16 protein-coding genes, 6 tRNA genes and 1 other RNA gene are annotated in these 20,146 nt (G+C 52.3%); 11 read left to right on the forward strand and 12 right to left on the reverse strand.

The window, feature by feature from the left end:
• Positions 1–35: 35 nt before the first annotated feature.
• Together LCF41_RS16135 and grcA are read right to left on the reverse strand one after the other, a co-directional pair.
• Positions 36–1,358, reverse strand: a complete 1,323-nt coding sequence (locus LCF41_RS16135) for an IS4 family transposase (RefSeq protein WP_225085457.1) — start codon at positions 1,356–1,358, stop codon at positions 36–38.
• A 120-nt stretch (positions 1,359–1,478) separates the two neighbouring features.
• The gene (grcA, locus tag LCF41_RS16140; protein WP_180743908.1) at positions 1,479–1,862 is read right to left on the reverse strand and encodes an autonomous glycyl radical cofactor GrcA; all 384 of its coding nucleotides are present in this window, start codon (positions 1,860–1,862) and stop codon (positions 1,479–1,481) included.
• 375 nt (positions 1,863–2,237) lie between these two features.
• On the opposite strand from grcA, the gene ung reads away from it, so the two are divergent.
• A complete protein-coding gene (gene ung / locus LCF41_RS16145) occupies positions 2,238–2,924 on the forward strand; it encodes a uracil-DNA glycosylase (RefSeq protein WP_225088203.1) in 687 nt (228 codons plus the stop codon).
• A 176-nt stretch (positions 2,925–3,100) separates the two neighbouring features.
• Here the strand turns inward: ung and LCF41_RS16150 are convergent.
• Together LCF41_RS16150 and LCF41_RS16155 are read right to left on the reverse strand one after the other, a co-directional pair.
• Positions 3,101–3,176: transfer RNA gene (locus LCF41_RS16150), tRNA-Ala, on the reverse strand.
• A 47-nt stretch (positions 3,177–3,223) separates the two neighbouring features.
• A tRNA-Ala gene (locus LCF41_RS16155) sits at positions 3,224–3,299 on the reverse strand.
• A 383-nt stretch (positions 3,300–3,682) separates the two neighbouring features.
• On the opposite strand from LCF41_RS16155, the gene LCF41_RS16160 reads away from it, so the two are divergent.
• Entirely contained in the window at positions 3,683–4,435 is a 753-nt protein-coding gene (locus LCF41_RS16160; RefSeq protein WP_225085458.1) for an alpha/beta hydrolase, read from the forward strand.
• A 235-nt stretch (positions 4,436–4,670) separates the two neighbouring features.
• Here LCF41_RS16160 and gltX read toward each other — a convergent pair whose 3' ends face one another.
• On the reverse strand, positions 4,671–6,086 hold the full coding sequence (gene gltX, locus LCF41_RS16165) for a glutamate--tRNA ligase (protein ID WP_225085459.1): 1,416 nt from the start codon (positions 6,084–6,086) through the stop codon (positions 4,671–4,673).
• Positions 6,087–6,377: 291 nt separating this feature from the next.
• Between gltX and LCF41_RS16170 the strand changes: the two genes are divergently transcribed.
• From LCF41_RS16170 to LCF41_RS16190, 5 genes are all read left to right on the forward strand, one after another.
• A tRNA-Val gene (locus LCF41_RS16170) sits at positions 6,378–6,453 on the forward strand.
• Between the two features lie 58 nt (positions 6,454–6,511).
• Positions 6,512–6,587, forward strand: a tRNA-Val gene (locus LCF41_RS16175).
• 67 nt (positions 6,588–6,654) lie between these two features.
• Positions 6,655–6,730: transfer RNA gene (locus tag LCF41_RS16180), tRNA-Val, on the forward strand.
• Between the two features lie 7 nt (positions 6,731–6,737).
• A tRNA-Lys gene (locus LCF41_RS16185) sits at positions 6,738–6,813 on the forward strand.
• 46 nt (positions 6,814–6,859) lie between these two features.
• A non-coding RNA gene (locus tag LCF41_RS16190) (RtT sRNA) lies at positions 6,860–6,987 on the forward strand.
• A gap of 224 nt (positions 6,988–7,211) precedes the next feature.
• Here the strand turns inward: LCF41_RS16190 and LCF41_RS16195 are convergent.
• Entirely contained in the window at positions 7,212–8,165 is a 954-nt protein-coding gene (locus LCF41_RS16195) for a helix-turn-helix domain-containing protein (RefSeq protein WP_225085460.1), read from the reverse strand.
• A 149-nt stretch (positions 8,166–8,314) separates the two neighbouring features.
• On the opposite strand from LCF41_RS16195, the gene LCF41_RS16200 reads away from it, so the two are divergent.
• The 4 genes from LCF41_RS16200 (at position 8,315) to LCF41_RS16215 (ending at position 12,914) form a co-directional block, all read left to right on the forward strand.
• On the forward strand, positions 8,315–8,698 hold the full coding sequence (locus LCF41_RS16200; RefSeq protein ID WP_225085461.1) for a hypothetical protein: 384 nt from the start codon (positions 8,315–8,317) through the stop codon (positions 8,696–8,698).
• A complete protein-coding gene (locus tag LCF41_RS16205; protein WP_225085462.1) occupies positions 8,695–9,921 on the forward strand; it encodes an MFS transporter in 1,227 nt (408 codons plus the stop codon). Before LCF41_RS16200 ends, LCF41_RS16205 begins: the two co-directional genes overlap by 4 nt.
• A gap of 30 nt (positions 9,922–9,951) precedes the next feature.
• The gene (locus LCF41_RS16210; protein ID WP_225085463.1) at positions 9,952–12,207 is read left to right on the forward strand and encodes a TonB-dependent receptor; all 2,256 of its coding nucleotides are present in this window, start codon (positions 9,952–9,954) and stop codon (positions 12,205–12,207) included.
• A gap of 272 nt (positions 12,208–12,479) precedes the next feature.
• Positions 12,480–12,914: a DoxX family protein gene (locus tag LCF41_RS16215; RefSeq protein WP_225085464.1), complete on the forward strand. Its 435-nt coding sequence runs from the start codon at positions 12,480–12,482 to the stop codon at positions 12,912–12,914.
• 81 nt (positions 12,915–12,995) lie between these two features.
• Here LCF41_RS16215 and LCF41_RS16220 read toward each other — a convergent pair whose 3' ends face one another.
• From LCF41_RS16220 to degP, 6 genes are all read right to left on the reverse strand, one after another.
• The gene (locus LCF41_RS16220) at positions 12,996–13,988 is read right to left on the reverse strand and encodes a sulfate/molybdate ABC transporter ATP-binding protein (protein ID WP_225085465.1); all 993 of its coding nucleotides are present in this window, start codon (positions 13,986–13,988) and stop codon (positions 12,996–12,998) included.
• The gene (gene cysW, locus LCF41_RS16225) at positions 13,978–14,859 is read right to left on the reverse strand and encodes a sulfate ABC transporter permease subunit CysW (RefSeq protein ID WP_225085466.1); all 882 of its coding nucleotides are present in this window, start codon (positions 14,857–14,859) and stop codon (positions 13,978–13,980) included. The genes LCF41_RS16220 and cysW overlap by 11 nt, the downstream gene beginning before the upstream one ends.
• Before the next feature lie 12 nt (positions 14,860–14,871).
• Positions 14,872–15,684 (reverse strand): sulfate ABC transporter permease subunit CysT, encoded by an 813-nt coding sequence (gene cysT, locus LCF41_RS16230; RefSeq protein ID WP_010280704.1) that lies wholly within the window; start codon positions 15,682–15,684, stop codon positions 14,872–14,874.
• Between the two features lie 152 nt (positions 15,685–15,836).
• Entirely contained in the window at positions 15,837–16,841 is a 1,005-nt protein-coding gene (locus tag LCF41_RS16235; protein ID WP_369987577.1) for a sulfate ABC transporter substrate-binding protein, read from the reverse strand.
• Between the two features lie 397 nt (positions 16,842–17,238).
• Positions 17,239–18,396, reverse strand: a complete 1,158-nt coding sequence (locus LCF41_RS16240; protein WP_225085467.1) for a CdaR family transcriptional regulator — start codon at positions 18,394–18,396, stop codon at positions 17,239–17,241.
• Between the two features lie 232 nt (positions 18,397–18,628).
• Entirely contained in the window at positions 18,629–20,086 is a 1,458-nt protein-coding gene (degP, locus tag LCF41_RS16245) for a serine endoprotease DegP (protein WP_225085468.1), read from the reverse strand.
• Positions 20,087–20,146 lie beyond the last annotated feature (60 nt).

Below are 20,146 nucleotides of genomic sequence, written 5' to 3' on the forward strand. Positions count from 1 at the left end.
AGTGATATAAAAAAGGGAGCCTCGGCTAATGCCGGTCACTTAAGGTGACCGGCATTGTTTTTTAACGGATATTTCGCTCGTCTTCCCCTGATTTCTCGGGGGTAACTTCGCTCCCTTCTTAACGGCAATACCAGATAGATTGCCTGCTCATAAAAATGCTTCAGATGTCCTGGTATCGCACCCGGTGATGAACCCGGCAGACCGATAAGTAATCGCCAGATTTCCGTCAGGGCGCCGCTGAAGCTCAACTGATACGGCAGGTAATCTCCTTTCAGCGTAAACGCCATTTTCACCATCTGATAACGCACCAGATTGTACGTCAGCAGCACGCCCCACAACTCCTGCCTCACCATTTCCGGCAGTCTGCTCCGTAAATGCCACCTGTTACCCAGCAAGCCTTGTTTCGCCTCGCGATATCCCAACTCGATTTCCCATCGGTGAGCGTAAAGGGCGTTCACCTCCGCCGCCGGATAACGCATCGGGTCCGTCAGTGACGTAAGCACCTCTCGCGTTTTTCCCTCTATCATCTTCGTTAACAACCGCGCTGTGATGCTCTCCGGCAGCGTCGCCCATTGTTTACGCGCCTGCGGCGATGTCTTTATCCGTACCAGTCTGTCTTGCCTGCCCAGCTTGCTTATCACTTCGTATTGCGTATTTTTCTTCAACGGCAGCAGCCAGTGCCGATTTTCCCCCGCTGTTCGCCAGTGATGCAGTAAACCGACGGAGTAAAACCCTTTGTCGAACAGGGTAATGCTGTTATCTGGTGTTTTTCCGGTCAGCTCTGCTGCCAGCCGCATCTCGTTGACATCGTAGCGGCCGAACGCACTGGCGGTTATCAGATGACTGCTCAGTTCCATCAGGCAAGCCATTCTCACCTGCGGGTAACCCTTGTCGCCGTGCTGATTGGAGGCCTTGCCGAAGGCCGCCTCATTTTCCGGTGTATCCTGCGTTTGCCAGACCACACCGTCGACGGCAAAGAGGTTAAGCCCATGCCATTGTGGGTGCTGAGCCTGTTCGTTCCAGTGTCGTTGTGTGATATCAAACAGTTCTCTGACAGCAGCCTCACCGAGCGTCTGCCGCCGTTGTATGACTGAACTGGGGGCGATGAACGGGGTGCCGGAGCGATCAGCGATATCCATGAGATTAACGATGTGGGAAAGAGGGCGCTGATTGAATACGGCCATGCCAATAACCAGCCACACCATGGACTCAAGGGGGAGTTTTCGCTTGCGCAGCGTGACGGTATCAGTGAGCGTTAATGCCTGTTCAATCATGCTAACGGGTAGGAGATCAGCCAGAGTGTGAATCTGTTCCGGCGCAGTAAGATTGATAATGCCAAGAGCCTGAGAAAGTTGCATAAAAAAAGGTCCATGAATGTCATGAACCTTTTTTACACCAACGGCTGGATCGTTCAACTAATCCTTAAACGATCGGCATTAGAGCCTCGGCTCCCTTTCTGTTAATGCTTGGACAACAGCTTACAGACTTTCGGTAAACGTACGGGCGATAACATCGCGCTGCTGTTCTGGCGTCAGTGAGTTGAAACGCACAGCATAGCCAGATACACGGATGGTCAGCTGTGGATATTTTTCTGGATGCTTAACGGCATCTTCCAGCGTCTCACGGCGCAGAACGTTCACGTTCAGGTGCTGACCGCCTTCCACACGCACTTCAGGTTTGATTTCCAGCGGAATTTCACGATATTCGATCTGACCCAGATCGCTCACTGGAACGATTTGATCTTCGCTATAGCCTGATTTAGCACACACGCAACGCGCCTGTGATTTTTCTTCGTCCAGCAACCAGAAAGAATTGATCAGCGCGCTGTCGTTAGCCTTGGTGATTTGAATACCCGTAACCATAATTGCCTCCGTAAAACGGCGTGTTATTGTCTTAGTTAAAACTGATTTAGTTAACATCGTTATCGGTAAAAATTGACGAATTTCGTAACGATCGTATAAAACCGTTTGTATCTGCCTTCTTATATACCAGCCTGATAGCCAAGCATCCTTGACTTAAATCAATTTTAAAACCCCACCATGCCGCCACGCGAAGGCAATTTATTGTTTTATATCAATTTTACCAGAACGCTAAGTTGCAAATATTTTTGTAAATTTTCAATTTTTTTTCAAAGAAAGCCCTTTTCATCCAGAGAACGACGGTTACGGTTTTACCTCGGCACGATAGATCGGTAAGCTACCCACAACACCATTAAACCTGTAAAAGAAGAGTGCATGATGGCGACCTCTCTCACCTGGCATGACGTGCTGGCACAAGAAAAGCAGCAGCCTTATTTTATCAATACCCTTGAATTCGTTGGAAAAGAGCGTGCCGCGGGTAAGACTATCTATCCCCCGCAGAAGGATGTTTTCAACGCATTCCGCTTTACCGAACTGCATCAGGTCAAAGTCGTCATTCTGGGGCAAGACCCCTATCACGGCCCGAATCAGGCACACGGGCTGTCATTTTCTGTCCGTCCAGGCGTACCCGCTCCGCCTTCTCTGGCCAATATTTATAAAGAATTGGCGAACGACATCCCTGGATTTGAAATTCCACGACACGGCTTTTTACAAAGCTGGGCAGAGCAAGGCGTTTTACTGCTCAATACGGTATTAACCGTTGAAGCCGGGCAGGCACATTCGCATGCTAATCTGGGCTGGGAAACGTTTACCGACCGAGTGATTGCGGCACTCAATGAGCAACGGGAAGGTCTGGTCTTTCTGCTGTGGGGTTCGCATGCCCAGAAGAAAGGCAATATTATTGACCAACGGCGCCACCATATTCTGAAATCGCCGCACCCTTCTCCACTGTCTGCACACCGCGGTTTCCTCGGCTGCAAACATTTTTCGCAGGCTAACCGGCTTCTCGAGCAGCAAGGGCTATCGCCAATAGACTGGACGCCAAGGCTTCCAGAAGAGGCCTAAGCGATAACGGTTTGGTTGCCTTCAAAGCACGAGGGCGACCAGCGATCCTTTATAAGGAAACATTCACAAAGAACCGCTCACACGCAATTACTGACAAACGTATTGAGCAAATTAAGCATGTCGATTGAATCGGAATAGATCGAGATAACGGGATAATAAGAAAGGATAAGAGAATTTGGTGGAGCTAAGCGGGATCGAACCGCTGACCTCTTGCATGCCATGCAAGCGCTCTCCCAGCTGAGCTATAGCCCCACAACGTGTGGAATGTTCGTGATAATCAACCAAACAGAGGGAGTGTTTGGTGGAGCTAAGCGGGATCGAACCGCTGACCTCTTGCATGCCATGCAAGCGCTCTCCCAGCTGAGCTATAGCCCCGTATCTTACAGCATCACCGTAAAGGCGAGTACTGTGCGAACGCGTCGCATAATATGAAACCCGATTAACAGTGTCAACGGCTAAATCCGGTAATCCGATTAACCGCTGAAAAAGACGCCAAAGGTGAGAAAAAACAGACGACAATTTCGATGTTGTCCCATCATAAGCACAATAAAAAGCTGCTAACGATAACGCGATTTATTATCATCACTCTACGTTACGCTTCTGCCTTCTACTATAAGCCCCATCACATGCGCTACTTTCCTATGATTGTATTCTCTCTGATAGTATCAGCGTCTGGTATTTTGCCCGTCCGGGCACAGCCAACCATTCCTGATATTACCGAACACGCAAAAGCTCAATTTGAGATCAGGCAAGTCGAGATGAAAAGCGACGCGCAACATGCTTATCGACTTTTCATCGCACTTCCCCGCCACCCCGCACCAGAAGGTGGCTATCCGGTTCTGTATATGCTGGATGGCAATGCCCAGTTTCCTGTTGCCGTAAACAGCTATAACGCAAAAAACGGCGCGGCACCGCTGATTGTCGCGGTCGGTTATCCGATCGATAAACCTTACGATGTTCCCGCTCGCACGCGCGACTACACGCCACCAACCACCATTACCGACCCAGATTTTGCCGCGGGCGGCGAAGCGGAAGCGTTTTACCAATTCCTGCAATCCACGGTAAAACCGTGGGTTGAAACAAACTACGCCGTCAATAAGCAAAAACAAACGCTGGCTGGGCACTCTTTCGGTGGTCTGTTTACGCTCTATACGCTTTTTAACCACACCGAATCTTTCCAGCGTTATGTTGCCGCCAGCCCATCTATCTGGTGGGGAAATGGCGTTGTGGTTCCCGCCAGAACGCCGCTGCTTTCCACATCGCCGTTATCAATTACTGTCACAGCGGGGGAAAATGAGGATGAGCCTGTGAAAACGCAGGCGGGTAAACCGGTCGATGAAAAGCGGGCAGAACGACTCAGCCAAAGAAAAATGGTGGAAAGGGCAAAAACGCTGGTCGCGCAGCTCAACGAACAGGGCACAAAAACTGACTTTATTCTGTTCCGCGGTAAAGGACACGGCGATGTGATCCCAGATGCCATAGGCAAAGCAGTCGCTATCGCTGGTCAATAGTTATCAGGCAGCACCGTTCTCAGATAAAACGGTTCTCAGATAAAACAATAAAAAACCCCGACTCTCAGGCCTAATGCTGTTCACTTAAACATGGATTTAGGGGGAAACACGGTGATGAGGTTCCCGCAGGGATACCTCGCACCGTGGTAGCCCCCGGTATCTCGATCTTTAAACGATCGGCATTAGACTCTCAGGCCGGGGTTCGTTTTGTATAACGCTATCTACGCGACAGCGATTACTGCTGTGCTTCACGCTCGCTAATGAACGCCAGCGCTTTATCAATACGCGCCAGCGAACGCTGCTGACCAATCGCATGCACTGTCACGTCAACCCCCGGAGACTGGCCTGCCCCCGTAACCGCAACGCGCAGCGGCATACCGACTTTACCCATGCCTTGATCCAGTTCATCTGCCGTGCCCTGAATGGCGTGATGAATGTTCTCCGCCGTCCAATCGGTAATCGCTGCCAGCTTCTCACGTACCAGCTCAAGCGGTTGACGTGCAACCGGACGCAGATGTTTCTTCGCAGCATCGGCATCAAACTCAGCAAAATCTTCATAGAAATAACGACAAGAGTCCGCCATTTCTTTCAGCGTTTTGCAACGTTCGCCCAACAGGCCAACCAATTCACTCAACTGCGGTCCGGTACGGGTATCAATTCCAGCTTGCTCAATATGCCATGACAAATGCGTTGCCACGTATTCTGCTGGTAAATGGTTAATATAGTGATGGTTCAACCATTGCAGCTTCTCAGTATTGAAAGCGCTCGCAGACTTGCTGACGGCGTCCAGCGAGAACAGAGACTTCATCTCATCAATAGAGAAGATTTCCTGATCGCCAGATGACCAGCCTAAACGCACCAGATAGTTCAGCAACGCTTCCGGCAGATAGCCGTCATCGCGGTATTGCATCACTCCAACCGCACCGTGACGTTTGGACAATTTCTTGCCATCATCGCCCAGAATCATCGACACATGCGCATATTCCGGCACCGGTGCGCCCAACGCTTTCAGAATGTTGATCTGGCGCGGCGTGTTGTTGATATGGTCTTCACCACGAATAACGTGCGTGATTTCCATATCCCAGTCATCGATAACGACACAGAAATTGTAGGTTGGTGAGCCGTCGGTACGGCGGATAATCAGATCGTCGAGTTCCTGATTGCTGAATTCGATCGGCCCGCGAATGCGGTCATTGAAGATGACCGAACCTTCCTGCGGGTTAAGGAAACGCACAACGTGTGGCTCATCATCAGCATGATGCTCGTGAGAACCACGACAATGGCCGTCATAACGAGGCTTTTCGCCGTTTTCCATCTGCTGTTCACGCAGCGCTTCCAGACGCTCTTTAGAGCAGTAGCATTTATATGCCGTTCCGTTTTCCAACATCTGGTCAATAACCGCGTTATAACGGTCAAAACGTTTAGTCTGGTAGTACGGGCCTTCATCCCAGTTCAGGCTCAGCCAGTTCATACCATCCATAATGGCATCAATCGCGTCTTGGGTTGAACGCTCCAGATCGGTATCTTCAATACGCAGCACGAACTCGCCGTCCTGATGACGGGCAAACAGCCAAGAGTAAAGCGCGGTACGAGCGCCACCGACATGAAGATAGCCAGTAGGACTAGGGGCAAAACGGGTTTTGATTTTCATTTGGGATTACAGCCTTATTACGCAACGGCTGTCGGCACAGACCGACATAAGCTCAGAGAACAAAAGTGGGCAACATTCTATCACTCTGCTTCGATTCCTCAACGCCGTAACATGCAGACCGTGCTTTTATTCTGGCGGAAATAACAAGATAGCAGGCTAAATTGCGCAAGGATGCAGCACTGGCGGCGATAAATACGACGCCTTGCCTAATTTTACAACGAACAATCATTTTAGTTTTAAAAAGCGTTGACTCACATTCAAGGATCCCTATAATGCCACTCCACACAGCGGGGGTGATTAGCTCAGCTGGGAGAGCACCTCCCTTACAAGGAGGGGGTCGGCGGTTCGATACCGTCATCACCCACCACTCTTTACGAAGTTTATGTAAAAGTGTCTCGCTGTGTAGAGTAAGAAGATTTGAGATTGGGTGATTAGCTCAGCTGGGAGAGCACCTCCCTTACAAGGAGGGGGTCGGCGGTTCGATCCCGTCATCACCCACCAATCTCATACCAGCTGGTCTTCTTATTAGAAGTTGAAGTAAATCAAGAAGTAAATGTAGTTCAGAAGTGGGTGATTAGCTCAGCTGGGAGAGCACCTCCCTTACAAGGAGGGGGTCGGCGGTTCGATCCCGTCATCACCCACCACTTCTGCGGGTCGTTAGCTCAGTCGGTAGAGCAGTTGACTTTTAATCAATTGGTCGCAGGTTCGAATCCTGCACGACCCACCACTTCCGCAAAGTGATTCCTCTCTGAAGTAAATCCATTAAGTATTACCTATTGCACGTATCGTGCAGGTGAGAAGCTGCGTTCAGGTTCGAGCCGAGCGAAGCGAGACAGCAACGCGCCAGCGTTGACCCCAAAGGGGCGAGGCCAAAGGCCGAGTCATCCTGCACGACCCACCACTTCCGCAAAGTGATTCCTCTCTAAAGTAAATCCATCAAATATTCTATTTCTCTGTTTCATCTGTTTTTCAAACCAGACTACCTCGTTCGCATTAACGCGAAGGGCAAGTCGAGCGATAACATCAGCCTGCACGTCTCACCTATTTTGATGTATTACCAAAATCAAAATGAAAAAATAATTGAAGATAGGGAGCCACCCAACCATCATGATGGTGCCCCCTACCCTATTTGACCTGTGAAGGCGGGAATCCATACTGCTTCTTAAACGCGGCGCTGAAACTACTGACATGTTCATAGCACGCCAGCGCGGCCGCTTCATCGACAGACACGGCATGTCGGTGGAGCGCCTGATAGGCTCGTTCCAGCCGATGCTTACGTAGGTAGGCAGCAATAGTGATACCGTTACGGGTACGAAAACCATTCTGCAAATCAACCGGGTTAGTCCCCAACGTCTTAGCCATCTGGCTGATACTCAGGCGATCGGCTTCTCCGCTATCCAGCCAGTCTTTCAAGCGTATCAGGCAACATTCAAGGTGAGCGCCAAAACGCTTTTGCTGGGGCGACGCATCAATACTCCGTAATATATCCGTCGCCAGATCCAGCGCAAAACTCTCGCATTGCAAACGCTGGATAAGCGAAACCGGAGACCGATCGTCGAAAACCAGCCGACAGGCACGTTGCAGGACATCCGGAGCGGGTTGCCATGACAGGCTTTGCCAGTGCGCACGCCTGAATTGCAGCAAACTGCTGCTGCACAGGCCACTCTCGTTGGCAAACCGTTCAAACCAGGCAGGGCTGAAACTCAGGCAGATCTTGGTTTCCCGTCTGCCCGCCTGCCAATGACGTTGAAACTGATCGCTATCCGTCAGATTAACCAACATTGCGCGCTGACGGGCGGAATGAGCATCGAAACGCAGACGCTGACCAGCCAGACTCACATCCGCTTGCCCCTGAAGCAGAAACGCGGCAGTAATTCCCGGTGACAGCAAATTCTGACTAAACGCATCGATCAAATCTTCACTCTGGCTCAGATACAGTACCAGACCATTACCCAAGGACTGAATCCGCTGCCAACCAGCCAACACGGGCTGGTCGCTCGGCAACTCCTGGCCGAAATGCAGCTTTCCTCCCTGTTCACTGGCTGCCTGACTTAATTGGTCGCAGGTGAATACACGCATGAAACGTACCTGAATAAATATCGTCGCGCCTAACTTTTTCTTTTTTTAGCCTAAGCGAACGATTTGAATTAGAAGTATTCTCATTTGTAACATGACGGCAATCGACTGTCTAAGGTCTGTGACATTTTTCATTTTAAGGGTAACAACGCATGGTTTTACGTGTCACACAAACCGCGCTGGTCGACGCGGTGTTTCAGGAGAGTGTCAGCGCAGAGGAAATACGTGAATGGCTGGCGTGCATTGAGCAGCTTCTCGAATCGAAACAACCCTTTTTCTTCATCGCTAGCACGCTAGCGCACACCGAGTTCGCTCCCGATTACCGATCCATTCAGGCATTCTGGTATCGACAGCACAAACCCGCGTTTCAGCACTACTGCCGTGGTCTGGTGCGCATTGCCCGTGACGCAGCCGAACAGGCTCGTCTGGATGTCCCCGCCCTACACCGAACCTGGGGCGTGCCGTACTTCGTCACACTTGAGAGGTCCAGTGGCTATCACTGGATTGCTGAACGCATGATGGGCATGGGTGAATGATGAAACGAGCGAGTGAGTTCGCGCCGATCGGCCGATTAGGGCTGACGGCGATCGTGATTCTCTATTTAGCGCATGCCCTGCCACTGTATTTCTACAACGTCGCTCTACCGAGCATTCTGCGTAGCCAGGGAGTAGATCTACGCTGGATAGGCATGCTTTCACTGCTTTATCTACCCTGGGCCTGCAAATTTATCTGGGCACCGGTAATTGACCGTTATTATCTGCCTGTGCTGGGGCGTCGTCGCACCTGGTTATGGCTGACGCAACTCGCACTGGCAGGCGGAGTATTGGTTCTGGCGTTCACCGGATTGGATTATGGCTTGCTTCCCTTCGTACTGATTGGGTTATGGATCTCGACCTGGGCTGCCACGCAGGATATCGCCATCGACGGCTATACGGTGGAATCACTGGCAGAATCCGAGCATCGTCTTGGCAGCATGGCGCAAAGCATCGGCGTGGCGCTGGGCAGCATGATCGGCGGAGCTGGCATCCTGCTGTTGTATCAATTGTCCGGCTGGCGCAGCGCCTTGCTGTCTCTGGCGGTATTAACTGCGCTGACCATGATCGCCGTCACCTGGATTAATGAACGTCCGCGGCTATCCCCGGCATCCGAACGCCCCAATTTCGCCAATACGTTCAGGCGTCGTGAAATACGCTGGGCTTTACTGCTCATTCTGCTTTACCGACTGGTTGAAGCCCCCGCCATGGCAATGCTGACTCCGCTGCTGGTCGATCAGCAATGGACACTGGTGGAAATCGGCCTTTTGATGTCGGTGGCGGGAGCGGGAGTCGGGTTGCTGAGTGCTGTCATCACCGCATGGGCGCTCAAACGTTACTCGTCCGACGTACTGCTGGTTCGCGCTGGCTGGCTGCGCAGCGGCGTCTATCTGTTGCTCGCCGCGCTGCTCTACAGCGGCTCAGCCATGATGTCAGGGTTTGGGCTCGGCACGCTGGTCATCGTGATGCTGGCGATCCGCTACATGGCGATGACCAGCCTTTATGCGCTGTTCATGCGCCTGTGCTCCCGTCAACAGGCTGGCACCGACTTCACCGTGCTGGTGTGCTTTGAACTTCTGGTATTTTTCCTTGGCGGTTCGCTTTCCGGCTTTCTCGCCGCAGGGCTGGGCTATGGCGCTTATTATCTGCTGCTCGGCGTGCTGTCGCTACTTAGCGTTCTACTGTGCCGACCGCTCATCAGACAACATCTGACCAAAACCATTTAACCCTTATCATTCAGTTATTCAGGAGACATTATGCGATATCTTGCGCCCCCCGCGCGGGTAACCTTCTTGAGTCTGGCCATCAGTGCGCAGGCGTATGCACAGACCGATACGCCTCCCGTACAGGACACCGATGTCATGACGGTAACGGCGGCCCGCTCGGTGAAAAACATTGCCGACATCGCCGGGACGGTTTACAGCATTGAACGCGAAGATATCGCCAAACAATCCTCCGCAGGCAGGTCTACTGCCGATATTCTCGGTCAGTTAGTACCTGGCCTGGCTACCGCTTCCGGGACCACCAGTAACTACGGTATGACCATGCGCGGACGCACGGTACAGGTCATGATCGACGGCGTACCACTCACCGGCTCGCGTGACGGTTCGCGGCAGCTCAACAGCATCTCACCGACAATGATCGAACGTGTCGAAGTCGTATCGGGTGCCACAAGCCTCTATGGCGCGGGTGCTACGGGCGGCATAATCAATATCATCACCCGTAATGCCGATGATGAACCTTATGCTTTCAGCAGTCAGTTTGGATTGAAAAGCGTAGATAAGCCGTCTACATCCGATCTGGCTTACAGCGGTACGCAAACCGCCTCTTTCCATAACGATGACGTCAGCGGTTTTGCCGGACTGAGCTATACCTCACAAGGGGACATGCGCAATGCCCACGGCGATCGAATCGGGCCGGAAATCGCCCAAACCGATCGTCAGAACACGACCAGTCTCGATTTCAACAGTCGACTAACCTGGAATCTGGATGACAACCAGCAGTTGAGCGGCGCGTTCAGGTATTACAATGATGAGCAAGACAGCGACTACGGCCCCGATTATGGCCCTGGATTGGCCGCGCTGTTCACTCCCGCAACGTTTCAGCCGAGCCTCAAGGGCATCAAAGGGCTGCAACTTGACGACCAACCCCGTACCCGGCATTACGGTTTCAATACCCAATACCAGAATCGAGACATACTGGGCGGTCAGCAACTGACAGCTGAGGCCTATTATCGCAAAGAGCAATCACGCTGGTTCCCTTCCGTCTCTGCGGTCACACACTCAGCGCTGCCTGGCGGCAGCACGTATGTAGCAATGCAATCAAATACGGATATTGATGTCTGGGGAGTGCGTACCGCATTGCAAAAGAACCTGAGTCTGGCAGGACGTGACCTACAGTTAACCTATGGTCTTGACTACGAACAGGAAAAAGACAGCCAGAGTGGGCAGTCCTACGGTATCAACACCTTCATCGCCAGTAACGGCTTGCGTTATCAAGCCGAAAACCGTTACGCCATGGGGCCGGATGTTCAAGTGGACAAAACCGGCCTATTCTTGCAATCGGACTATGCGCTGACTCAACGTCTTAACCTACAGGCGGGTCTGCGCCACGAGATCATCCGCAACAAGGTTTCCACCTCAACGCCTTACAGCGAAGCCATCACGGCAGATCGGGTAGCTGGCTATCAGGCCAGGCAGTTAGAAGGCGGTCAAGTGAAGCACGGCGAAACGTTGTATAACCTGGGATTAGTGTACCAGTTGACCGATACTCATCAGTTATTCACCAATTTTTCTCAAGGCTTCAGCCTGCCCGACACACAGCGCATGTTGCGCGACGTACCAGCGACATTCACCATTAACGGCGACAGTATCGACTCCATCAAAGTCAACAACTATGAGCTCGGTTGGCGTATGAGGGATAACCGTGGCCTGAATGCTGGCGTTACTGCGTTCTACAACACGTCCGATAAAGTGGTGCAGTTCAACCGTGACTACAGTGTATCAGTAGCCGATACCGACGAACGTATTTGGGGCATGGAAGGCAACCTGCAATATCCGCTGTCTGAAAGCTGGAATGTTGGCGGCACGCTTGCCTATACCCGAGGCGAATATAAAGACGCCGCTGGCAAATGGCGCGAACTCAACGCGTTCCGAGTCGCTCCGCTGAAAGCCACGTTATACAGCGACTGGACATTCGCTGATGGATACGGATTACGTCTGCAATCCCTGACCGTCGGCGGAACCGACCGCGCTTATAATGACGCCAAATCCGCAGCTGTCAGCTCAAGCATCCGTTCCACGCCAGCAGCCAAGATTCAGGGTTATACCGTGTTCGACCTCATCGCGCATGCTCCGTTGTTGGGCGGCCAAGTCGGCTTTGGCATCTACAATCTGGCCAATCGTGACTATAAAACCGTCTACAGCCAGCAGGCCGAAGCCACCTATGGCAAACTTTCCAGTCTGCCAGCACAAGGGCGCACATTCGCTCTGACGTATTCGATTGACTATTGAAACGCAAGGTAGCCGATACGGCAGCGTGATGTTCTGCACTGCCATTACGTGCCTTCTCAAACATCAGCGATAGATGGGTGTTGAACGCCCATCTATCGTTAGCCCTCTAAAATCGCGGTGTGATGCTTATCCAGGTTGACGCGCTTCACCTAATTTTTTGACAGAAAATATCAAATTTATTTGTTTTCTATTCAGGCGTTAAATCGACGACACTGCCGCCTTATATCCAATAGCACTTTAGCACTTTTCGCTAACTCACGAGGTTGTCTAGTATGATTTCTCAGTTGAATCAGTGGTTCACGCGTTTAACCGATCATCCCGATGCAGGTAAACTTTTACTGCGTTTAACCGTGGGTATTCTGCTGCTGTTTCACGGCGTAGCAAAAATTGAGCACGGTGTGGGTTGGATCGTACAGATGCTGCAAGGCGCAGGCCTGCCAGGTTTTATCGCTTACGGTGTCTACGTGGGCGAAGTCGTTGCACCGATTCTGATTATTCTGGGCGTATTTACCCGTATTTCCGGCCTGATTGCCGCGCTGACGCTGGTTGTGGCAACGCTGATGGTTGGCACGGGTAAATTCTTCACCCTGACCGACGTTGGCGCCTGGGCGCTGGAACTGGAAGCACTCTATTTCTTTGCTGGTATTATCATCATGCTGGTGGGCAGCGGCCGTTACTCTGTTGCCTCTAATCCCGCTTATCGCTAATCCTTACCATACGGCAGGCATTTCCGATAAAAGCAAAAAACCCGCGAATTTCGCGGGTTTTTTATTTCTACGATCTACCCATCAAATTTCCCAATCGTGGCTGTAGCGCTTAGGCTTGAACTGAATCACATCGCCTTTCTGTAGTCCGTTCAGGCTTGCATCATCTTTTGCGACTTCCGCTTCAATCAGCTCTGACTGTTCACCCAGCTTCAACGACAGACGTGTTAAGGCACCAAGTGGACGAATATCCCGTACCGTCACCGCCTGATAACCTTCCTGTGCCTGAACAGATAGCGACACCTCATGCGGACGGAACAGAATCGTCTCTTCCGTCTGCGCCACTTTCAACCGGTTGCTGTCGCCAAGGAAATGGTAAACAAATTCGCTGGCAGGGTTGTTATACACCTCCGCCGGCGTACCGATTTGTTCAATCACGCCTTTATTCATCAGCACGATGCGGTCAGCCACTTCCATCGCCTCTTCCTGATCGTGCGTCACAAATACCGACGTCAGATCGATATCTTCATGCAACTGAGACAGCCAGCGGCGCAGCTCTTTGCGCACCTTGGCATCCAGCGCGCCAAAAGGTTCATCCAGCAGCAGAATGCTCGGTTCGACGATCAAGGCACGCGCCAGTGCAATACGCTGGCGCTGACCGCCGGAAAGCTGCTCAGGATAGCGATCCCCCAGCCAGTCCAGTTGCACCAGATTCAGCAGCTCATGCACTTTCTTTTCGATTTCACTCTTTGATGGCCGGATATTTTTCGGCTTCATGCGTAGCCCAAACGCGACGTTATCGAACACGGTCATGTGACGAAACAGCGCGTAGTGCTGGAATACAAACCCTACGTTGCGTTTGCGCACATCGTGGACGGACACATCCTGACCGTGGAAAATAATACTGCCGCTATCCGGCTGTTCCAGCCCGGCGATAATACGCAGCAGCGTGGTCTTACCGCAGCCCGATGGCCCCAGCAACGCCACCAGCTCGCCGCTGTGGATCGACAAATTAATCTCGTTCAGCGCCCGGAACTGGCCAAATTGTTTATTAATATTGCGAATCTCAATGCTCATTTTTGGCCAACTCCTGTTGTTTCTGTATTTGCTTCGTCAATCGACCTTCACTCCACTGGCGCAGTAACAGCACTACCAGCGACATGATCAGCAGCAGAATCGCCACGCTGAAGGCCGCAACGATGTTGTACTCGTTATAAAGAATTTCGATATGCAGAGGCAGCGTGTTCGTCAAGCCGCGAATATGGCCGGAAATGACGGAAACGGCACCAAATTCCCCCATCGCGCGCGCAGTACACAGCACCACGCCGTAGATCAACGCCCACTTCACATTCGGCAGCGTGATATGCCAGAACATTTGCCAACCGTTCGCCCCCAGCAGACGCGCGGCTTCTTCTTCCTGCGACCCCTGTTCTTCCATCAGCGGAATCAGCTCACGGGCAACATAAGGCAGCGTGACGAAAATCGTCGCCAGCACGATGCCCGGCACGGCATAAACAATTTGCAGATCGTGTTCAAGCAGGAAGGGATAAATCTTGCTTTGTGCGCCAAACAGCAGCACATAAACCAACCCCGCCACAACGGGGGAAACGGAAAACGGCAGATCGATCAGCGCCAGCAAAAAGCTCTTGCCACGAAATTCGAATTTCGTCACACACCACGCCGTCGCCAGCCCGAACACCACGTTCAATGGCACGGAAATGACGGTCGCAAGCAGCGTCAGCTTAAGTGCGGAGATCGCATCCGGTTCAGTAATTGCGTCCCAAAATGCATCGATCCCCTTATCCAGCCCCTGAGTCACCACCATCATCAGCGGCAGCACCAGAATCAGAAAAAAGACGATCCACGCCAGTGAAACCAGAATGTAATAGGCTGCGGGCTGCTTTTTTCTTTTAGCCGCGCTGGCCTGAGCGGAAATAACCTGTTCCATGACGACCAGCCCTTACAGTTTCGGTTGAATGCGGCGCTGCAACACGTTAATCAGCAGCAGCATAATGAAAGAAACCAGCAGCATGAACACGCCGATCCCAGTAGCGCCTTTATAGTCATACTGATCGAGCTTGGAGACGATCAGCAGCGGCAGGATTTCGGTTTTAAACGGAATGTTCCCCGCGATAAACACCACGGAGCCGTATTCCCCAACACCGCGCGCAAAGGCCAGTGCAAAACCCGTCAGCCACGCCGGCAACAGTGCAGGCAGCAACACATGGCGGAAAACCTGAAGCGGACGCGCGCCCAGACAGGCGGCGGCCTCCTCGACTTCTTTAGGAATATCAGCAAGCACCGGTTGCAGCGTTCTGACCACAAAAGGCAGCGTCACGAAAATAAGCGCCAGCGTAATACCAATACCGGTATAGGCAATTTTGAACGGAAACAGCGAGCCAATCAGGCCATTCGGTGCATACAACGCCGTCAGGGCAATCCCCGCGACTGCGGTTGGCAGAGCGAAGGGCATGTCGATCATGGCATCGATCACTTTACGGCCGGGAAAGGTATAACGCACAAGCACCCAGGCCAGTAACGTCCCGAGAATGCCGTTAATAAAAGCCGCCGCCAGCGCCGTACCAAACGAAAGCCGCAGGGAAAAAAGCACCTGACGGCTGGTTATCAAATCCCAAAATTGCCCAAACGTTAGTTGACTGGCATATAAAAACATCCCCGCCAACGGAATGAGGACAATTAATCCTAAATAGCTCAGGCTGAACCCTAACGTTAGCCCGAAACCGGGAATCACTGAGGAAGAACGCTGTGACATACCGTGCCTTTAATTTTCATACTCACTACCCAGCCAACAACTGCTTGCCGACACGCGCTACCTGACAGAGGGTTTAGGGCAGCTCTCGCCAGCCTTTTAACCTGAAAAAAGCCGCTATGTGATAGCGGCCTTAATCCGTCAGACGTTAAAACTTACTTATTGATCTCTTTAAAGATTGCGTCGAACACGCCGCCATCATTAAAGAATTTGTCCTGTGCCGCTTTCCAGCCGCCGAAATCCTTATCAATCGTCACCAGATTCACAGGGGCAAACTGATCTTTAAACTCTTCGGCAATCTTGGCGTTGCGCGGACGGTAGAAATTTTTACCGATGATGCGCTGTGCTTCGTCGCTGTAGAGGTATTGCAGATAGGCTTCAGCCTGTTTCTGCGTTCCCTTGCGCTCAACGACTTTGTCGACAACGGCAACCGGCGGTTCAGCCAGAATCGACAGAGACGGTGTGACGATCTCCAGCTGATCGCCGCCCTGCTCTTGCAGAGACAGGTACGCTTCGTTTTCCCATGCCAGCAGCACATCGCCTAACTGACGCTGTACAAAACTAATGGTTGCCCCACGCGCACCGGTATCCAGAACTGGCGCATGACGATACAACTCAGTCACAAATTTCAGTGCGGTTTCATCATTGCCGCCCGGTTGCGCTTTAGCATATGCCCACGCCGCCAGGAAGTTCCAACGCGCGCCGCCAGAAGTTTTAGGGTTTGGCGTGATGACTTCAACGCCCGGCTTCACCAGATCGTTCCAGTCTTTGATTTGTTTTGGATTACCTTTACGCACCAGAAAAACGATGGTGGAAGTGTAAGGCGTGCTGTTGTCAGGCAAACGCGCCTGCCATTTAGGATCGATCAGCTGTTGATTCAGATTTAATGCATCGATATCCCCAGCCAGCGCCAGCGTCACCACGTCAGCCTGCAAGCCGTCAATCACCGAACGCGCCTGCTTTCCAGAGCCGCCGTGCGAGTTTTTGATGGTGATATCTTCACCGGTGGTCGCTTTCCAATGCTTAATAAACGCCGCATTGTATTGCTGATACAGCTCACGCGTCGGATCGTAAGACACGTTTAATAATTCGGTAGCCGCCGAGGCCACACCGGAAAACAACAGTGCTGCCGTAGCAACAGATAACCCCAGACGACGTATTGACATTCTTATCACTCCCTAATGCTCGAAAGTATCAGATAAAATCATGACGGATGTGACTGATTAATAAATTAAATAATTCAACTTGCAGGACAAAACGCGATCGTTTTGCACAGCGCGCATGCAGCTTGAAATAGGACGGGTATATCAGGCTGACAACATGGAAGTGACAATAGTGGATATAGGGAGGGGGCAAAAATATTGTTTCGCGATAATTTATGCTATCGCGTTATATTGTTAATGGTTATGTAATAGTTTTCAATCTAAGCAATTTTGTCGCCGTTGACGACGTTTTGTGAGGGAAGATGGGATAGCCCTGATGCCCTAAGGCATCAGGTGAGTGCGGCGGGAAAACCAGCTTGAGTCAGGATGGGCGTAAACGCCGTTTCTTTCGGCCCTACTCTTCTTCATCGAGTTGCAAAGCCACGTATAGCAGCAAACGATCGTCGAAATTCCCCAGATCTAACCCCGTCAGTTCAGAGATACGGTTGAGACGATACTCCAGCGTATTGCGATGAATAAACAGCGCTTTCGCCGTCGCACCGGGCTGAACATTATTACGGAACCAGGCACCCAGCGTCCGACGCAGCAGACCATTTCCATCCATTGCTTTCAGCTTCGAGAGTGGCCGCACCAGCTCGTTTGCCTGCCAGCCGCCGCGCAGGCTGTCCAACAGTACGGGCAACATCAGATCCTGATAGTAATAACAGCGCTGAGCGGGCATACGTTGCTTACCCACGCTCATGGTCGTACGTGCCGTGCGATAAGAACGCGCGATACTGCCAGGGCCAGCAAAATAGTTTCCTAGCGCCAGCCGTACCCGTAGCCGGCTGCTTTCCGCCATGCGCGACATCAGTGTATCCACCCGACGCCGGTGATCTTCTGCATCCCAGCGTCCGTGGGTATTTAGCGCCGGTTTCAGCACCACCATTTCCGTCAACGAAACGATAGCGATAAGGTTGTCACGTTCCGGCGTGGTCAGCAGCGTTTGCAACTGCTGTAGCTCCGCCATAGCGGAATCCACCCCAAGCTGCCCGCTGTCCACTTCGATCACCGCCGCGACGCGGGGCTTATTCAGATCGATGCCCAAGCGCTGCGCCCACTCCATCAGGGCGGGGGAGAGATCGTCGGTGCGAATCAGGTTCAGTACCAGCTCTTCGCGCAGGCGGCTATCCTGCGCCAGCATATGCAGCAGCCTCGCCTGTTCCAACATCATTTCCGCCGTCATGCAGACCAGTTCGCCGTATTGCCGTAGCTGGCTGGGGTTGCCCGTCAGGCCGATAACGCCAACGATTTCACCGTCGATGCGCAAAGGTAAATTAATGCCCGGACGTACGCCGTGCAGATGGCGCGCCACGGCATCATCAATATCGACAACCCGTCCCTGCGAGAGCGCCAGCAAAGCCCCTTCATGTAACTCCCCCAATCGTTCCTGATCGCCACTGCCGATAATCTTACCGCGAGCATCCATCACGTTGATATTGCTATCAATGATCTGCATGGTTCGCGCGACAATATCCTGTGCCATCTTGGCATTGAGATGATACGACGCCATTTTTACCTCTGAGAGGAACATTGACAATTGCACCAGCATACCGCCACACGGTGCGCCACACATTGTGCAAATTAACAAAGAAACGGGAATTAGATTAAATCTGTGGAAGAACTCACAAAAGCACGTTCATGAAAAAACAGGAAACGGTCGAGCACCTAAGTGCCCGATCGATCGGTCAACGTAACAAGGTGTCTTAAAAGGTAATTATCCGCTTAGGTACTGAGCGGTGCGGTTATTGAGCCAGCAGATAAATCGTGCTGCCGCCACGACGCACATTCAGCGCCAATACTGCCGGTTTGCTGTCGAGAATTTTACGCAACTCGCCAATATTCTGTACCGCCTGCTGGTTAACCCCGAGAATAATGTCGTCCTTCTTCAGACCAATTTTAGCCGCGGCGGAACCGGGTTTGACGTTATCCACTTTGACGCCTTTCTCACCGTCGACCTGCGTGTTGCTCAGCTCGGCACCTTCAATGCCAGAGTAGAGATTACCGGAAGCCACCTGAGCCTGATTGCTTTGTTGCAGCGTCACTTCAACCGTCAGCGGTTTACCCTCGCGCAACAGCCCCAGATCCACCTTGCTGCCCACCGGTAGCGATCCGACCTGCGCCCGCAGCGCGGAGAAGCTGCTGACCGCTTTTCCATTCAGCGTCACGATCACATCGCCCGCCTTGATGCCCGCTTCATCGGCTGCCGATTTCGGCCGAACCTGGCTTACAAACGCGCCACGCTGGGCATCCACTTTCATCGCCTGCGCCAGCTCAGAATTCAGCTCCGTCCCGGTAATGCCCAGCTCGCCGCGCTTCACTTCGCCAAATTCGACAATCTGTGCCACGACGCTTTTCACCATATTGCTGGGGATAGCGAAACCAATCCCGATATTGCCGCCATCTGGCGCAAGAATCGCGGTATTCAGACCAACCAGTTCTCCATTCAGGTTCACCAGTGCCCCACCGGAATTCCCCCGGTTGATCGCCGCATCGGTCTGAATAAAGTTCTCATAGTTTTCAATATTCAACCCACTACGCCCCAGCGCGGACACAATGCCCGAGGTCGCCGTTTCGCCCAGACCATATGGGTTACCAATCGCCACCGTATAGTCACCGACCCGCAACTGGTCAGAATCCGCGACCTTGATAGCCGTCAGATTTTTGAAGTCTTTCAACTGCACCAGTGCGATATCTGAACGCGGATCTTTTCCTAACATCTTGGCGTCATACTTACGGCCATCGCTGAGTCGAATCTGAATCTTATCGGCGTTCTCCACCACGTGGCTGTTAGTCACCACATAGCCTTTCTCCGCATTAATCACGACACCTGCACCCAGCGCCTGGAAATTTTCCTGTTTTGGTTGCTGTTGGCCGTTGTCATCATCGTCCCCTTCTCCCTGACACACAGGCGACGACTGGAACGGCGATCCGTCCTGGCAGAAAGGCGAGTTTTCACCAAAAAATGGCTGAAGCTGCGGTGGGATACCTTCTTTTCCCGCATTGCCCGCATTGGTGGTATGCCCTTCCACATAGATGCTCACTACGGAAGGCATGACCTTTTCCAGCATGGGAGCCAAACTAGGGAGCTGACCCGATGACGCGGCAGACGCCGCTGACTCAGCCGCATTCGCCGTGGTGGAGCCCATCGCCATCGCCAGACTTAACGCCAGCGCACTCAAAACCAGTGATTTTCTTTTCATAGGAGTATGTCTCATAGTAATCAACACGCGAGTCTTACGGCCCGTGTACCCGACACCGGG

This window comes from Pectobacterium colocasium, assembly GCF_020181655.1.
GTDB lineage: Bacteria > Pseudomonadota > Gammaproteobacteria > Enterobacterales > Enterobacteriaceae > Pectobacterium > Pectobacterium colocasium.

What these genes read in the sequence shown, in the direction of transcription:
- LCF41_RS16240 (WP_225085467.1), bottom strand. Translation starts at nt 18,396, where the DNA reads ATGGCGTCGTATCATCTCAATGCCAAGATGGCACAGGATATTGTCGCG.
- LCF41_RS16135 (WP_225085457.1), bottom strand. Translation starts at nt 1,358, where the DNA reads ATGCAACTTTCTCAGGCTCTTGGCATTATCAATCTTACTGCGCCGGAA.
- LCF41_RS16195 (WP_225085460.1), bottom strand. Translation starts at nt 8,165, where the DNA reads ATGCGTGTATTCACCTGCGACCAATTAAGTCAGGCAGCCAGTGAACAG.
- grcA (WP_180743908.1), bottom strand. Translation starts at nt 1,862, where the DNA reads ATGGTTACGGGTATTCAAATCACCAAGGCTAACGACAGCGCGCTGATC.
- LCF41_RS16160 (WP_225085458.1), top strand. Translation starts at nt 3,683, where the DNA reads ATGAAAAGCGACGCGCAACATGCTTATCGACTTTTCATCGCACTTCCC.
- cysW (WP_225085466.1), bottom strand. Translation starts at nt 14,859, where the DNA reads ATGGAACAGGTTATTTCCGCTCAGGCCAGCGCGGCTAAAAGAAAAAAG.
- LCF41_RS16200 (WP_225085461.1), top strand. Translation starts at nt 8,315, where the DNA reads ATGGTTTTACGTGTCACACAAACCGCGCTGGTCGACGCGGTGTTTCAG.
- LCF41_RS16215 (WP_225085464.1), top strand. Translation starts at nt 12,480, where the DNA reads ATGATTTCTCAGTTGAATCAGTGGTTCACGCGTTTAACCGATCATCCC.
- ung (WP_225088203.1), top strand. Translation starts at nt 2,238, where the DNA reads ATGGCGACCTCTCTCACCTGGCATGACGTGCTGGCACAAGAAAAGCAG.
- gltX (WP_225085459.1), bottom strand. Translation starts at nt 6,086, where the DNA reads ATGAAAATCAAAACCCGTTTTGCCCCTAGTCCTACTGGCTATCTTCAT.
- degP (WP_225085468.1), bottom strand. Translation starts at nt 20,086, where the DNA reads ATGAAAAGAAAATCACTGGTTTTGAGTGCGCTGGCGTTAAGTCTGGCG.
- LCF41_RS16220 (WP_225085465.1), bottom strand. Translation starts at nt 13,988, where the DNA reads ATGAGCATTGAGATTCGCAATATTAATAAACAATTTGGCCAGTTCCGG.
- LCF41_RS16205 (WP_225085462.1), top strand. Translation starts at nt 8,695, where the DNA reads ATGATGAAACGAGCGAGTGAGTTCGCGCCGATCGGCCGATTAGGGCTG.
- cysT (WP_010280704.1), bottom strand. Translation starts at nt 15,684, where the DNA reads ATGTCACAGCGTTCTTCCTCAGTGATTCCCGGTTTCGGGCTAACGTTA.
- LCF41_RS16210 (WP_225085463.1), top strand. Translation starts at nt 9,952, where the DNA reads ATGCGATATCTTGCGCCCCCCGCGCGGGTAACCTTCTTGAGTCTGGCC.